The 14,243-nt window shown below is 41.8% G+C and carries 12 protein-coding genes and 1 rRNA gene; 4 read left to right on the top strand and 9 right to left on the bottom strand.

Annotated elements, in window-relative coordinates; genetic code table 11:
* From DFO72_RS15520 to dnaA, 9 genes are all read right to left on the bottom strand, one after another.
* Positions 1-79, bottom strand: a 16S ribosomal RNA gene (locus DFO72_RS15520); the annotation flags it as partial.
* Between the two features lie 340 nt (positions 80-419).
* Positions 420-1,499: an HD-GYP domain-containing protein gene (locus tag DFO72_RS15515; RefSeq protein WP_113885467.1), complete on the bottom strand. Its 1,080-nt coding sequence runs from the start codon at positions 1,497-1,499 to the stop codon at positions 420-422.
* Between the two features lie 90 nt (positions 1,500-1,589).
* Positions 1,590-4,115 (bottom strand): DNA gyrase subunit A, encoded by a 2,526-nt coding sequence (gene gyrA, locus DFO72_RS15510; protein WP_113885468.1) that lies wholly within the window; start codon positions 4,113-4,115, stop codon positions 1,590-1,592.
* Between the two features lie 230 nt (positions 4,116-4,345).
* Positions 4,346-6,268, bottom strand: coding sequence for a DNA topoisomerase (ATP-hydrolyzing) subunit B (gene gyrB, locus DFO72_RS15505; RefSeq protein WP_113885469.1), 1,923 nt, complete (start codon positions 6,266-6,268; stop codon positions 4,346-4,348).
* A 134-nt stretch (positions 6,269-6,402) separates the two neighbouring features.
* Positions 6,403-6,651 carry an extracellular matrix regulator RemB gene (gene remB, locus DFO72_RS15500; RefSeq protein WP_009332494.1) on the bottom strand — a complete coding sequence of 83 codons (249 nt, stop codon included), beginning with the start codon at positions 6,649-6,651 and terminating at the stop codon, positions 6,403-6,405.
* 9 nt (positions 6,652-6,660) lie between these two features.
* Positions 6,661-7,779, bottom strand: a complete 1,119-nt coding sequence (gene recF, locus DFO72_RS15495) for a DNA replication/repair protein RecF (protein WP_113885470.1) — start codon at positions 7,777-7,779, stop codon at positions 6,661-6,663.
* A 42-nt stretch (positions 7,780-7,821) separates the two neighbouring features.
* A complete protein-coding gene (yaaA, locus tag DFO72_RS15490; RefSeq protein ID WP_019382471.1) occupies positions 7,822-8,031 on the bottom strand; it encodes a S4 domain-containing protein YaaA in 210 nt (69 codons plus the stop codon).
* A gap of 414 nt (positions 8,032-8,445) precedes the next feature.
* Entirely contained in the window at positions 8,446-9,582 is a 1,137-nt protein-coding gene (dnaN, locus tag DFO72_RS15485; protein ID WP_113885471.1) for a DNA polymerase III subunit beta, read from the bottom strand.
* Positions 9,583-9,760: 178 nt separating this feature from the next.
* Positions 9,761-11,107, bottom strand: coding sequence for a chromosomal replication initiator protein DnaA (gene dnaA / locus DFO72_RS15480; RefSeq protein ID WP_113885472.1), 1,347 nt, complete (start codon positions 11,105-11,107; stop codon positions 9,761-9,763).
* Positions 11,108-12,092: 985 nt separating this feature from the next.
* Between dnaA and rpmH the strand changes: the two genes are divergently transcribed.
* The 4 genes from rpmH to jag all read left to right on the top strand — a co-directional run bounded on the left by rpmH (position 12,093) and on the right by jag (position 14,224).
* Entirely contained in the window at positions 12,093-12,227 is a 135-nt protein-coding gene (gene rpmH, locus DFO72_RS15475) for a 50S ribosomal protein L34 (protein WP_019382473.1), read from the top strand.
* Between the two features lie 81 nt (positions 12,228-12,308).
* Positions 12,309-12,677, top strand: a complete 369-nt coding sequence (gene rnpA, locus DFO72_RS15470; RefSeq protein WP_113885474.1) for a ribonuclease P protein component — start codon at positions 12,309-12,311, stop codon at positions 12,675-12,677.
* 138 nt (positions 12,678-12,815) lie between these two features.
* Entirely contained in the window at positions 12,816-13,601 is a 786-nt protein-coding gene (spoIIIJ, locus tag DFO72_RS15465; protein WP_113885475.1) for a YidC family membrane integrase SpoIIIJ, read from the top strand.
* Positions 13,598-14,224, top strand: a complete 627-nt coding sequence (gene jag, locus DFO72_RS15460) for an RNA-binding cell elongation regulator Jag/EloR (RefSeq protein ID WP_113885476.1) — start codon at positions 13,598-13,600, stop codon at positions 14,222-14,224. The genes spoIIIJ and jag overlap by 4 nt, the downstream gene beginning before the upstream one ends.
* Positions 14,225-14,243: the final 19 nt, after the last annotated feature.

Genomic DNA, 14,243 nt, shown 5'->3' with positions numbered 1-14,243 from the left:
TCCCATCTGTCCGCTCGACTTGCATGTATTAGGCACGCCGCCAGCGTTCGTCCTGAGCCAGGATCAAACTCTCCATATAAGAGTTGATTAAGCTCATAAGTTGTCTTTTCAAAAAAGACTAATGATTTAACGTTGACGTTTTTGTTCGTTCAGTTTTCAAAGATCAATCCGCCGCTTGAGGCGACTTAATTAATATATCATTTCTGATAATCAATGTCAACAAGTTTTTTTATCTCATCAAATGATGATGTTCATCTCTTGCTGACTTGAATAAGTATACCAGCTCTTATCTATTAATTGCAAGCACTTTTTAATAGAATCTATATCTTTTTTACAAAAAGTAAGGTCTGTTAAATTTGTCTGTTGTATTTAGGATCCAGCCTTAACAGAGCCAAATAAAAAAAGACCGCGGTATGCAGTCATTTTAATACTTCATCAATATATAACTGGCGGTTTCTCTCTAGATGAATTATTTCGCCGGTTTCTACTAGTTTCACAAGCGGTCTCGTAGGTGATTTACCTTCTATAAAAAGTATTTCTGCAGTCTGGCCATCTGAGAGCTTCACCATGCTGCCAATGGAAAAGTTCATGATGCCGGAACCCAGAGCTTGAATGGATGGGATATCATATTTGCCGAAGCTATCCTGAATCAGCATTTCAAGCACTTTAAATGGAGATTGTTTCCGTCTGTAGAGTCTTTGGGAGGTCATCGCATGAAATGCATCCGCTGCGGCAATGATTCTTCCAGCCTGATTGATTTTGCTGCTTTGTTCTCCAAACGGATAGCCGCTGCCATCCAGCCGCTCATGGTGCTGGATAATGCCGATTTTTGTGCTCTCTCTTAATAGTGATATATTCTGAACCATTTTAAAGCTAAGGGTTGAATGCCTTTTAATTTCTTCAAATTCTTCCGAGTTTAATGAAGTGCTTTTATGCAGGATGGATGGGTTTATCTTCGCCATGCCTACATCTGCCAGACAGCCTCCCAGGGCAAGCTGCACAATTTCCCCCTTATTCAAACTCAGTTTTTTCCCTATAAAGGCACTAATCATTCCCACAGCTACAGAATGCTGGTATAAATAATCTTCATTCGTAGATAGGTGATGCAGGGAGAAGATTCCGGAGGGGTTATTCTCGATTTTTTCAAGCAGCGGAATCATAATATTTCTTATGTTTGCAATATCCACCGGAAGACCTGATTGCCAGGACACAAATTCTCTTTTGAAATGTTGAACGCCTGTTAAGAAAGTATTTAAAAAACCTGATTCATTTGATTCTATCAGTTCCTCAGCTTCTTCCAAGCTTCCTGCAGAAGCAAAAGGCTTTCCGTTAATCATGGTGGTTTCAACTTCCGCTTCATCAATCAGGAATATTTTCATAATATCCAGCAGTTCCTTCGTCAGCACTGTTTTTTTGCTGATAATAGGGCGATTCGTCAAACTGAAAACATCCTCTGTTAAAATACAGCCCTCTCTTAATTCCTGTATAGGTACACGCACCGCTTCCACACTCCAAATGTAATGAGTCTTTTATACCATTTTACATTAATTGGACAAAAAAAAGGAACACAAATCTGTGTTCCTTAAAATTTATTCTTCGCTATTATCTCCATTTACTTCTTCTTCAGGAAGTGAATCGGCATCTTCTAGAGGCTTTGTTAATTCTTCTTCATCTTTTTCCTCTTCTTTTTCAACCTTTGCTACAGTGGATACCGCTTCGTCAGCATCTTCATTTATACGTATGAGTCTGACACCTTGCGTGTTTCTTCCCATAGTGGAAATATCGTTCACTGCCATTCGGATTAGTACGCCGCCTGTTGTAATAAGCATAACGTCTTCTTCTCCTGTGACAGCTTTCATGGAAACGAGGCTTCCGTTCTTATCTGTGATGTTGCAGGTCTTGATTCCTTTACCGCCTCTGCCCTGAACACGGTATTCTCCGGCAGGAGTGCGTTTTCCATAACCGTTTTTGGTTACGATCAGAATCTGGCTGTTATCCTCAAGGACTTCCATTCCAACAACTTCATCTCCGGCACTTAAGCTGATTCCTTTAACACCAGTAGCAGTTCTTCCCATTGAACGAACATCTTCTTCAGGGAATCGGATCAGCATGCCATGGCTGGTTCCAATAATGATCTCCTTGCTGCCATCTGTCAGACGCACCGAAATTAATTCATCATCTTCACGCAGATTTAGAGCAATTAAGCCATTATTGCGGATATTGGCAAAGGACGATAATGGTGACCGCTTGGAAATCCCTTGTTTAGTGGTGAAGAACAGGAACCAGTCATCGGCAAATTCTTCAACAGGAATAATCGCATTTACCCATTCATCTTTGTCCACTCCAAGAAGGTTAATGATTGGAATTCCTTTCGCAGTACGGCTGAATTCAGGTATTTCATATCCTTTAGCACGATACACCTTTCCTTTGTTCGTAAAGAAAAGGATGGTATCGTGTGTGGAAGTGGTAATGAGGTGTTCAACAAAGTCATCCTCATTGGTGCCCATTCCCTGAATTCCCCGGCCTCCGCGTTTTTGGGCACGGTAAGTCGAAACAGGAAGACGCTTGATATAACCCTTATGAGTTAACGTAAGGACAATATTCTCACGCGGGATTAGATCTTCGTCTTCGATTTGTTCGATGCCGCCGGAAACTATTTCTGTACGGCGTTTATCGTTGAATCTCTCTTTTACTTCGGTTAATTCTTCTCGGATAATTTCCAATACTTTTTCTTCATCAGCCAAAATGGCTTTTAATTCGGCAATTAAAGCGACAAGGCCTGAATATTCATCTTCAATCTTTTCGCGTTCTAAGCCAGTCAAACGCTGCAGACGCATGTCAAGGATCGCCTGAGCCTGTTTTTCAGAAAGATTGAACTTGGTCATTAAGCCTTCACGTGCGATATCCGTTGTCTGAGAACTGCGGATAAGGTTGATTACTTCATCCAGATGATCAAGGGCAATCCTCAACCCTTCCAAAATGTGTGCACGGGCTTCTGCCTTTTTCAATTCGAATTCTGTCCTGCGTCGGATTACGACCTTTTGGTGATCAAGATAATGCTGCAGACACTGTTTTAGATTCAGAACCTTAGGCTGGCCATCCACAAGCGCAAGCAGGTTTATACCGAAGCTTGTCTGCAGGGCTGTCTGCTTATAAAGGTTGTTCAGCAGAACATTGGCATTCGCATCTTTACGGACTTCGATTACGATGCGCATACCGTTGCGATCTGATTCATCACGCAGATCGGTAATGCCATCAATTTTTTTATCCCGGACCAGTTCGGCAATTTTTTCAATCAGCTTAGCTTTATTCACCTGGTAAGGAATTTCATTTACAATGATAACTTCTTTTCCATTGGATTTCTGCTCAATTTCCACTTGAGCCCTTAATGTAATGGAACCGCGGCCTGTTTCGTAAGCTTTGCGGATGCCGCTTCGCCCAAGAATGAGACCGGCAGTCGGGAAGTCTGGACCTGGAATGATTTCCATGAGTTCCTGAACAGTGAGGTCCGGCTCCTGGCTGATGGCAAGCACTCCATCAATTACTTCACCAAGCTGATGAGGCGGAATATTGGTCGCCATACCAACGGCAATTCCAGACGTTCCGTTTACGAGAAGATTTGGGAAACGTGCCGGCATTACGACTGGTTCTTTCTCTGCACCATCATAGTTATCCTGGTAATCAATCGTATCTTTATTAATATCGCGTAAAAGCTCCATAGAGATTTTGGACATGCGGGCCTCAGTATAACGCATCGCAGCTGCAGCGTCACCATCAACAGAACCGAAGTTCCCGTGTCCTTCAACAAGCATATAGCGGTAGTTGAAATCCTGAGCCATACGCACCATCGTGTCATATACTGCAGAGTCACCGTGCGGGTGATATTTACCGATTACTTCCCCAACGATACGGGCTGATTTTTTAAATGGTTTATCAGAATGCATTCCTAAATCATGCATTGCATATAAGATTCTTCGGTGAACCGGCTTTAAACCGTCCCGTACGTCCGGAAGGGCACGTGAAACAATTACACTCATGGCATAGTCCAGGAATGATGAACGCATTTCCTGGCTAATATTAATTTCTTTTACTTGAGAATTCGGTGTATCGGCCATTTAAAGGAACCTCCTTTAAAGAGACGCAGGATGAACTGTCATCCGTTTGTCACTTCGTTTAGCTGAAACCTGCATGGTCTTTCCATACAGATCCTGCTTTTTTCATAAATTAGACGAACTTAGGGCATTAAATAAAAAGAATAAACCAATTATGTAAAAGCAGGATAGAGAACCTCTATCCTGAAAGAGAGCGAGGGCGCTTGGCCTGTGCTGTAAGTTTGCCTTTACAATTAAATATCCAGATTCTTTACATAAACCGCATTTTCTTCGATAAAGTTCCGGCGAGGTTCTACTTTGTCACCCATCAGGATTTCAAACGTTTCGTCAGCTTCGATGGCATCCTCAAGATTAACCTGGAGAAGGGTTCTTGATTCCGGATTCATTGTCGTTTCCCAAAGCTGGCCCGGGTTCATTTCCCCAAGTCCCTTGTAGCGCTGAATTCCCGGCTTAGGCTGGCTCGGAAGTTCGCCAAGAATCTTATCCAGCTCGCGGTCATTATAAGCATATTCAATCTTTTTGCCCTGCTGGATCTTGTAAAGAGGCGGCTGGGCAATATAGATATAGCCAGCTTCAATAATCTGCCTCATATAACGGTAAAAGAACGTTAATAATAACGTGCGGATATGTGCACCATCGACATCCGCATCCGTCATGATAACAATTTTATGATAACGGGCCCTGGAGATATCAAAATCTTCGCCAATACCGGTTCCGATCGCGGTAATAATCGCACGGACCTCATTATTGGACAGAATTTTATCCAGGCGGGCTTTTTCTACGTTCAGTATTTTCCCTCTAAGAGGAAGGATCGCCTGGAAATGACGGTCACGCCCCTGCTTGGCAGATCCGCCTGCAGAGTCACCCTCAACCACATAAATTTCGCTTATAGAAGGATCTTTAGAAGAGCAGTCAGCGAGTTTACCAGGCAGGCTGGATACTTCAAGTGCGCTCTTTCTTCTTGTAAGCTCCCTTGCTTTTTTGGCTGCCAGTCTTGCTCTTGCTGCCATAAGCCCTTTTTCGACAATTTTTCTGGCTACCGTCGGATTTTCGAGCATAAATTTTTCAAGAGCTTCAGAGAAAATTGTATCGGTTGCTGCACGTACCTCTGAGTTTCCAAGCTTCGTTTTCGTCTGCCCTTCAAACTGAGGATCAGGATGTTTAACGGATACAATAGCCGTTAAGCCTTCACGGACATCTTCACCGGAAAGGTTTGCGTCACTCTCTTTAAAGACGCCATTCTTTCGTGCATAGTCGTTGATAACCCTTGTTAAGGCTGTTTTAAAGCCGGATTCATGCGTTCCGCCTTCATAGGTATGAATATTATTGGCAAAAGAATAGATATTGCTTGTAAATCCATCATTATACTGAATGGATACTTCAACAGTGATGCCTTCCCGTTCACCATCAATGTAGATAGGCTCTTCATGAAGAACTTCCTTCGTTCTGTTCAAATGCTCAACGTACGATTTAATTCCGCCCTCGTACATATATTCATTTTTCTTGTTTTCTTCACGCTGGTCCTCAATCGTGATTTTTAGTCCTCTGTTTAGGAATGCCAATTCACGGATTCGATTTGCAAGTGTTTCATAATCATATTCCAGCGTTTCAGTGAAGATTTCACTGTCCGGCTTAAAATGGATAGTTGTTCCAGTATCATCGGATTCCCCAATCACTTCAAGATCGGCACTAGGGACTCCGCGCTCAAACTTCTGATAATATTTCTTTCCATCACGATGGACAAATACTTCCAGCACAGTCGAGAGAGCATTAACTACAGAAGCACCCACACCATGCAGGCCTCCGGAAACCTTGTATCCTCCGCCTCCGAATTTACCGCCTGCATGCAGAACCGTCATAATGACTTCAACTGCCGGGCGTCCCATTTTTTCGTGGATTCCGACTGGTATACCGCGTCCGTTATCCACTACCGTAATACTATTATCCTTTTCGATAATCACATTGATTTCAGAACAGTAGCCTGCCAGTGCTTCATCAATACTATTATCGACTATTTCCCAAACAAGATGGTGAAGCCCTTTGGCACTTGTTGAACCGATATACATTCCCGGACGCTTCCGAACCGCTTCCAGACCTTCCAGTACCTGTATCTGATTCTCATCATAGGATTGTTCCTGCACTGCCTTTTGCTCCATTGCCACATTGGTCACCTACACTTTCCATTTCACTAATCTATAAAAAAGCCTGGCTTTAAGATGAGCCAAACTGTAGTTTTCACTGACTTGCCTTTCGGTCCATCAGGGAAGTTCTCCGGCAGTTCTGCATTTCTTTAAAATTCGTGAACACTTAATTTATGGGATCGTTTTTTTAACGTACCTGAGGATAGCGGAGAAAAATAGATCTTTTCTGTTGTGACAACCACAGATTTATAGGAACCTTTTGCGAGGTTCACAACTGACTCCTCCAGGTCCTCCTTACGCTCTTCCGCATACTCGGAAGCAAGGGCTGTTTCTTTATCAATAATGGCGACAATATCCCTTGCCCGGACCAACACATCTTCACCTATGTGGATGTACATGTGATCACCTCACTGAATCTTCTTGATTCTCCCTGCCTCAACACTGAACGCTGCTGCTTCTTTAAGTGTCTGGTGGTCTATTCCATCAACGCTCGTAGTAGTGACAAACGTCTGTACTTTCCCTTGAATGGTATTCAATAAATGAGATTGGCGATAATCATCCAATTCCGAGAGGACGTCATCCAGCAGCAGAATGGGATATTCTCCAATTTCAGAATGGATCAGTTCGATTTCGGCAAGTTTAACCGACAGAGCTGTCGTTCTTTGCTGCCCCTGTGAACCGAATGTTTGAACATCCCGCCCATTCACATGGAAAATCAGGTCATCGCGATGCGGTCCAAACATGGTGACACCGCGGTCTATTTCCCTGTTTTTCACTTTTGTAAATTTATCCTGGTATACTTTAACCATTTTCGACAAATCTTGTTCTTCTGATACCTCGGCAGAAGGCTTGTACTCAATTTTCAAGGTCTCAAGCCCTCTTGAAATCCCTTCATGAATCGGCTGTGCCCAATTTTCGAGGAGTCTGAGGAACTCGTAACGCTTAGAAACAATCTTTGCAGCCATTTCAATGAATTGCTCAGTTAAAATCTCAAGCATGGTATGGTCGGTCTGCTTTTTGATCTGGAGCATTTTCAGGTAGTGGTTGCGCTGCTGGAGGATTTTCTGATACTGGCTGATATCATGCAAATAGACAGGTGAAACCTGCCCAATCTCCATATCAATAAAACGACGCCTTACTTGAGGGCTCCCTTTCACAAGGTGGAGATCTTCAGGCGCGAACATCACAACATTCATATTGCCGACATACTGGCTTAATTTCTGCTGCTCTATATGATTGCATTTGGCTTTTTTGCCTTTTTTGCTGATGACTAATTGCATGGGCAGGGATCCTTGCCTTTTTTGGACCCTTCCTTCTATTTTAGCATATTCCTGATCCCAGCGAATAAGATCTTTGTCATTTGATGTCCGATGGGACTTTGCCATGGCCAGGACATAGATCGATTCCATGACATTTGTTTTTCCCTGGGCATTCTCTCCCAAAATTACATTCACTTTATTTTCGAAATTAACTTCAAGCTCTTCGTAATTCCGGTAATTTTTTAATAGCAACTGCTCTATATGCATAGACGCTACATCCTTTTAGATTTTAACGCTGAGAACAGCGGGCTAGACGATCGTAAATTCACCCACATCCGGAATTTCGATTTTATCCCCGGTTCTTAGCTTTCTTCCCCGTCTTTGATCCTGTTCCCCATTGACGAAGACTTCGTATTCACTCAGGAACCATTTGGCCATTCCGCCTGTTTGAATCACATCAGCGGCTTTTAAAAATTGGCCCAGCGTAATATATTCTGTATCAATTTGAATTTCCGTCATATTTTCACTCTTTCCCATTGTCCGACTTCAAGTGCTGCAGTGATTTCTGCACTTTGGCAAAACAATTTCAGAATGGTATCTAATATTCTATTTTACTAAATAAATCACAGATACACAAAGAAAACTCGCCTGCAGCTGGTTATTTTCATTATTCCCATGCAATTGGCCAATATTCTGGCAGCATCTTAGCTAATGATAACGTTTTATATAAACAAAAGATTCATTTCAAATTTTTCTCTGTTTAAACCTTGCCCGTTGATTTCCGCTGCAGGCACTCAGCGAACCCACGGGGCTTCCGGGGGGCTTCCGCAGATTCGCACCTTCCACCCCAATCAGTTAGTTATAAAAGAATGGTTATCCAGTTTATAACAGCTAAAAAAAAGTAAGCCGCCGGCACAACCGGCAGCTTTTTTCTTAATACGTTCTTACTGGCAGGATCAATTGCAGTATTGATTCATCGTTTAAAGGTTTGATGATAAATGGTCTCATAGCGCCGGTGAAGCTGATTGTAATTTCAGAGCCTTCAAGTGCTTTTAGGGCATCCATCATAAATTTCGCGCTAAAGGAGATTTTTAATTCTTCGCCTTCTACGGATTTACTCTGCACTTCTTCGACAACTTTTCCAATTTCAGGAGTGTTGGATGAAATTTCAATTACACCGCCATCAATTGTTGATAGTTTGACCACATTGTTTCGGCCTTCTTTCGCCAATAAAGAGGCACGGTCAATAGCCTGCAGGAATTCCTTTGTATTAACGACAACATCTGTTTTGCTGTCTGAAGGGATCAATCTGGATGTATCCGGGTAATTTCCTTCGAGCAGTCTTGAGAAGAACAGCAGATGTTCTGCCTTAAAGAGAACCTGGTTTTCAGTAATAACGATATCGATTAAATCATTGTTATCATCAAGAATTTTGCTTAACTCACTTAAGCTTTTTCCTGGAATGACTACATTGTAGCTTTCGCTTGCATTTGTTTCGATTTGCGCTTTTCTTAGTGCCAGCCTATGACTATCTGTTGCAATACAGGTTAATGTCCCGTTTTCCACCTTCCAGTTTACACCTGTCAAGATAGGGCGTGTTTCTGAGGTGGACACTGCGAATACCGTTTGGCGAACCATTGCTTTTAATAAGTCTGTAGGAATTTTAAACACATTCTCTTCCTCGACTTGAGGCAAGTGAGGATACTCCTCAGCATCCAGACCATTAAGATTGAATTCGGATTTACCTGAACGGATGACAGTCTGCAAATGGTTTTCCACGCTGATTTCTACACTGTCAGTCGGAAGCTTTTTAACGATTTCGCTGAAGAACTTCGCTTGGAGCACAATGGCACCAGCCTGTTTGATCTCGACGATTTCATCTCCGTCTTCTTCTTTAGGTATAAATGATTCGATTGAAATATCAGAGTCGCTTCCGGTTAATGTGACCCCTTCTTCAGATGCGACGATTTTAATCCCCGTTAAGATGGGAATAGTCGTTCTGCTTGTTACAGCTTTCATAACATCCTGGACGCTTTGGACCAAACGGTCGCGCTGGATTATAAATTTCATTTTTTAAATCCTCCAAGCATATTTTAATGGCGTATTGAATATATATATATTTTTTATAAAAAAATAGTAGAAGTACTAGTAGGGCCTGTTAGTATGTGGATAACTGTATTTTTTGAAAGGAAACACAGCCTATCCACATGTGGACAGACTGTGTGTAAGTTTGGTCAAGTTATACACATTATACCTTGAGCATTTCATTGATTTCTTTCAGCTGCTTTTCAAATTGTGAATCTGACTGAAGCATCTTTGAGATTTTTTCATGGGCATGAATGACGGTCGTATGGTCCCTTCCGCCAAATTCCTCCCCTATTTTAGGAAGAGAAAAGTCGGTTAATTCCCTTGAGAGATACATGGCAATCTGACGGGGGAATGCAACAGACTTTGTTCGTTTCTTCGCCTTAAAATCCTCAAGCTTTACATTAAAGTGTTCCCCAACTACCCTTTGAATTTCAAGGATCGTAATGACCTTCGGTTTGGAGCTTGGAATAATATCCTTTAATGCTTCTGCTGCAAGATCTGCATTAATATCTTTATTTATTAAAGAGGAGTAAGCTACTACACGAATCAGGGCACCCTCAAGCTCACGGATGTTGGAATCAATCTGATTGGCAATATACAGCATAACCTCATTAGGAATATCAAGTCCCTCCGCTTTGGCCTTTTTGCGGAGAATCGCGATTCGCGTTTCCAGGTCCGGCGGAGTTATATCTGTAATAAGGCCCCATTCAAATCTGGAGCGAAGCCTGTCTTCCAATGTCGGAATTTCTTTTGGAGGACGGTCACTTGAGATGATGATCTGCTTGCTTTCTTCATGCAATGTATTAAAAGTATGAAAAAATTCTTCCTGTGTCTGTTCTTTTCCAGCCAAAAACTGAATATCATCGATAAGAAGAACATCCACATTTCGATATTTATCGCGGAAATCCCCCGCTTTGTTATCTCGGATCGAGTTAATGAATTCATTTGTAAATTTCTCGGAAGATAAGTATACAACTTTAGCTGATGGATTATGATCTAATACATAATGGCCGATTGCGTGCATAAGGTGAGTTTTTCCGAGTCCAACTCCCCCGTAAATAAATAAAGGATTGTATGCCTTGGCCGGAGCCTCCGCTACAGCAAGTGAAGCTGCATGGGCGAAGCGGTTTCCGGATCCGATGACAAAAGTGTCGAATGTATACTTCGGATTTAGCATCGTTAATGGCAGTTCAGGCTGTTCTTCCTCCGGCTTTTTCTTTTTCGGCGGAAGAGGAAGATCGACTTCTTCTTCACTTTGATTTTGCGGAATGATGAATTTTACTCCTAATTCTTCACCGGTAATGTCATAAAGAATTCCGGAGATCAGCTGGGAATAACGCTCTTCAAGCCAGTCGCGGGCAAACTCATTAGGGGCCTTAACGACTAAAGTGTCTCCCTGCAGAGAATGCGCTTTTGTCGATTTCAGCCATGTGTCAAAACTTGGCTTGCTGATTTTCTTCTCGATATTGGACAGAGCATTATTCCAAAGATCCGCAATGTTTTCCAATGATATCCCTCCTTTTCCATCTATATTTGGGAATTTAGATTACTGTCCAGCTCCGGTGCCTTTCGAAGGCTCCCCTTGCTTTTCTTTGTTTCGAGCCACAAAAACGATAGGTTATACACGCTGTATAACCCTGAAGTTTATAAATATACGAAACTGTTTATGTGGAAAAATATATAATAAGGAAGTAAAGTGGAATTTCGACAGTATCCACTGTCTGTGGACAAACTTTTACAAACCCCTTGGATAACCTGTCCACATGTTATCCACAATCTGTGGATAATGAAGATATGCACAATGATTTATTAAGTGTTAAAACACAATTATGATAACAGATAATGCTTTTGTCTGCAATGCTTTTTAAAGCTTTATCCACAACATGCCATCCCTGTTCATAAAAATTGTCCACAGCCTCTGGTTGTGTGAAAAACTTGTCAATATGTGATGTGGATAATGAAAATGCTGTCGAAATTTTATCCACAGACCTGTTTTTAGAGAAGATCGAATTCATATGGACTTCGGAATATCTGATGGAGAGATGCCATTTTTTCGTGGCCATATCGTCTGGCTACCGGAGGAACTTGCAGTCTCAAATAGTAACTTTTACTATGAACTAATGAGAAAAACGTGGAAAAATGAAATTTTAGGATGACATTCATGCGAAAAGAAGGTAAACTTTCTGAGTGGGTTCTTTCAGGTATGCAAAAAGAGAAAGAGCAGCTAAGCGTTTTTAAAATGTTATTTCGTGAGTTGTTTATTCATAATAAATTTTAATGCTGAGTTGATTGGGATCGGAAAGCAAGTGCCCCGTGCCTGAAAACAACGAGCTAACTTTATAAGAAAAAACAAATTGCGAAAGAAAGAGCCGAAACTAGTTTTTTGCCATTGAAGGCAGATTGACTTATATGCATAGTTGACAATTTTCTAGTTACATCTATATAATTAGAAAGACTGTCTTTAACAGCAATTCCTCAGGGAGGTGTCATATATGAAAAGAACTTATCAACCAAACAAGCGTAAAAGAAGCAAGGTTCATGGTTTCCGCAGCCGCATGAGCTCACCGAACGGACGTAACGTTCTAGCTCGCCGCCGCCGCAAAGGAAGAAAAGTATTATCTGCTTAGGCCACTGAAACGTCAGTGGTCTTTTTTTCCATGTAAAGATAAATGTTCAAGGCGCTCTGCGCTTTTTGAAAAGGTGATGACATGAAAAAAGAGTTCCGTGTAAAAAAAAATAAAGAATTTCAAGAGGCCTTTAAAAAGGGAAAGTCATTCGCCAACCGTCAATTTGTCGTTTACATCTTGAGAAAAGAGGAGCAGAATCATTTCCGCATTGGCCTTTCTGTCAGTAAAAAAATCGGCAATGCCGTTATGAGGAACCAGATCAAAAGGTATATCCGCCAGGCATTCTTAGAACTGGAGGAGGAAATAAAGCCGCAATTTGATCTGATTGTCATTGCAAGGAAACCGGTGGCAGAAATGGACTTCCATGAAGTGAAAAAGAGTCTGATTCATGTATTGAAGGTTTCGCGGGTTTTGAATAAACCGAGACTTGGAAATACTAAAAATCAATAATCTTTATCTATCTTTATTTTGAAGCACTCCATTTTAAAAGATGTTAAAATAAGATACATATGAGCGTGTGCCCTGTGACTGGGGACACGCAAATTAAATCCATACTATTATCAGGAGCAATTAAGGAGGAAAAAACGGTTGAAGAAACGAATATTCCTATTAATCGGTTTAGTGTTTGTGATGTCCCTTTTATCGGGCTGTACAGAAATCAACCAGCCGATTACGTCTGAAAGCGAAGGCTTTTGGAACGAGTATATTGTCTATCCGCTTTCACTGTTTATTATTAAGGTAGCAGAATTTGCAGGCGGCAGCTATGGGCTATCGATCATTATTGTGACACTCATTATCCGTCTGGTCATCCTGCCATTAATGATTAAACAAACGAGAAGTTCAAAAGCGATGCAGGCGATTCAGCCAGAAATGCAGAAGCTTCGTGAAAAATACAGCTCTAAAGACCAGAAAACCCAGCAGAAGCTGCAGCAGGAAACAATGGCTTTATTCCAAAAACACGGTGTTAATCCGCTTGCCGGATGTTTCCCGTTAGTGATTCAAATGCCAATCCTGATCGGTTTCTACCATGCGATTACACGTACCCGCGAAATTGCAAACCATAATTTCCTTTGGTTTGACCTTGGTTCTCCAGATCCAATTTACTTATTGCCTTTAATTGCAGGTGTGACAACGTTCATTCAGCAGAAAATGATGATGGCCGGCACTCAGCAAACGGGGCAAATGGCTGCACAAATGAAAATGATGCTTTATCTGATGCCGATTATGATCGTTATTTTTGCCATTAACTTCCCGGCAGCTCTTTCTTTATACTGGGTAGTGGGTAATATCTTCATGATCGTTCAAACGTATTTCATTAAAGGTCCGGACCTGAAAGCTGCAGCGGCCGGAAATGCAGGAGGAGCCAAAAAGTGAAACAAGTAACTGCTACAGGACAGACCGTCAAGGAAGCAGTAGAGTCAGCTTTAGCTCAATTAAACACAACAGAAGACCGCATAGAGATTACTATTGTTGATGAAGGTAAAAAAGGCGTTTTCGGGATTTTCGGATCCCGTCCGGCAGTGGTAAAAGCTGTGAAAAAGCCTGATCCGATTGAGGAAGCCGAAAAATTCCTCAAAGACGTCAGCGGGAAAATGGGCGTGACCATTGAAATTGAAACATTAAGGGACGGAAAAAATGTTCAATTTATCCTATCCGGTGAAAAGATTGCTCTTTTAATCGGAAAAAGAGGACAAACGCTCAATTCCCTCCAGTATTTGACACAGCTGGTTATTAACCGATATGCCGAGCAGTACTTAAATGTGGTGCTCGATGCAGAGGATTACCGGAAAAGACGCCAGGATACCCTGATTCAATTGGCTGATAGGCTTGCTCAAAAAGCTTTGAAGACGGGAAAAGAAATTGCGCTGGAACCTATGCCTTCATATGAACGCAAAGTGATCCATACCGCCCTCGTAAATAATAAGCGAATCAAGACGTATTCTGATGGCAATGACCCTCATCGTCATATCGTCATTGCACCAGCCAGAACAAGATAGCAGGAAGATTAGAAAAAAT

It is taken from the genome of Cytobacillus oceanisediminis (genome assembly GCF_004366035.1).
Classification (GTDB): domain Bacteria; phylum Bacillota; class Bacilli; order Bacillales; family Cytobacillaceae; genus Cytobacillus; species Cytobacillus oceanisediminis_C.
This window is presented reverse-complemented; position numbering and strand designations above follow the sequence as displayed.

Bases quoted from the DNA above. Each gene is read 5' to 3' on its own strand.
- gyrA (WP_113885468.1), bottom strand. From the start codon at position 4,115: ATGGCCGATACACCGAATTCTCAAGTAAAAGAAATTAATATTAGCCAG.
- gyrB (WP_113885469.1), bottom strand. From the start codon at position 6,268: ATGGAGCAAAAGGCAGTGCAGGAACAATCCTATGATGAGAATCAGATA.
- remB (WP_009332494.1), bottom strand. From the start codon at position 6,651: ATGTACATCCACATAGGTGAAGATGTGTTGGTCCGGGCAAGGGATATT.
- recF (WP_113885470.1), bottom strand. From the start codon at position 7,779: ATGCATATAGAGCAGTTGCTATTAAAAAATTACCGGAATTACGAAGAG.
- yaaA (WP_019382471.1), bottom strand. From the start codon at position 8,031: ATGACGGAAATTCAAATTGATACAGAATATATTACGCTGGGCCAATTT.
- dnaN (WP_113885471.1), bottom strand. From the start codon at position 9,582: ATGAAATTTATAATCCAGCGCGACCGTTTGGTCCAAAGCGTCCAGGAT.
- rpmH (WP_019382473.1), top strand. From the start codon at position 12,093: ATGAAAAGAACTTATCAACCAAACAAGCGTAAAAGAAGCAAGGTTCAT.
- rnpA (WP_113885474.1), top strand. From the start codon at position 12,309: ATGAAAAAAGAGTTCCGTGTAAAAAAAAATAAAGAATTTCAAGAGGCC.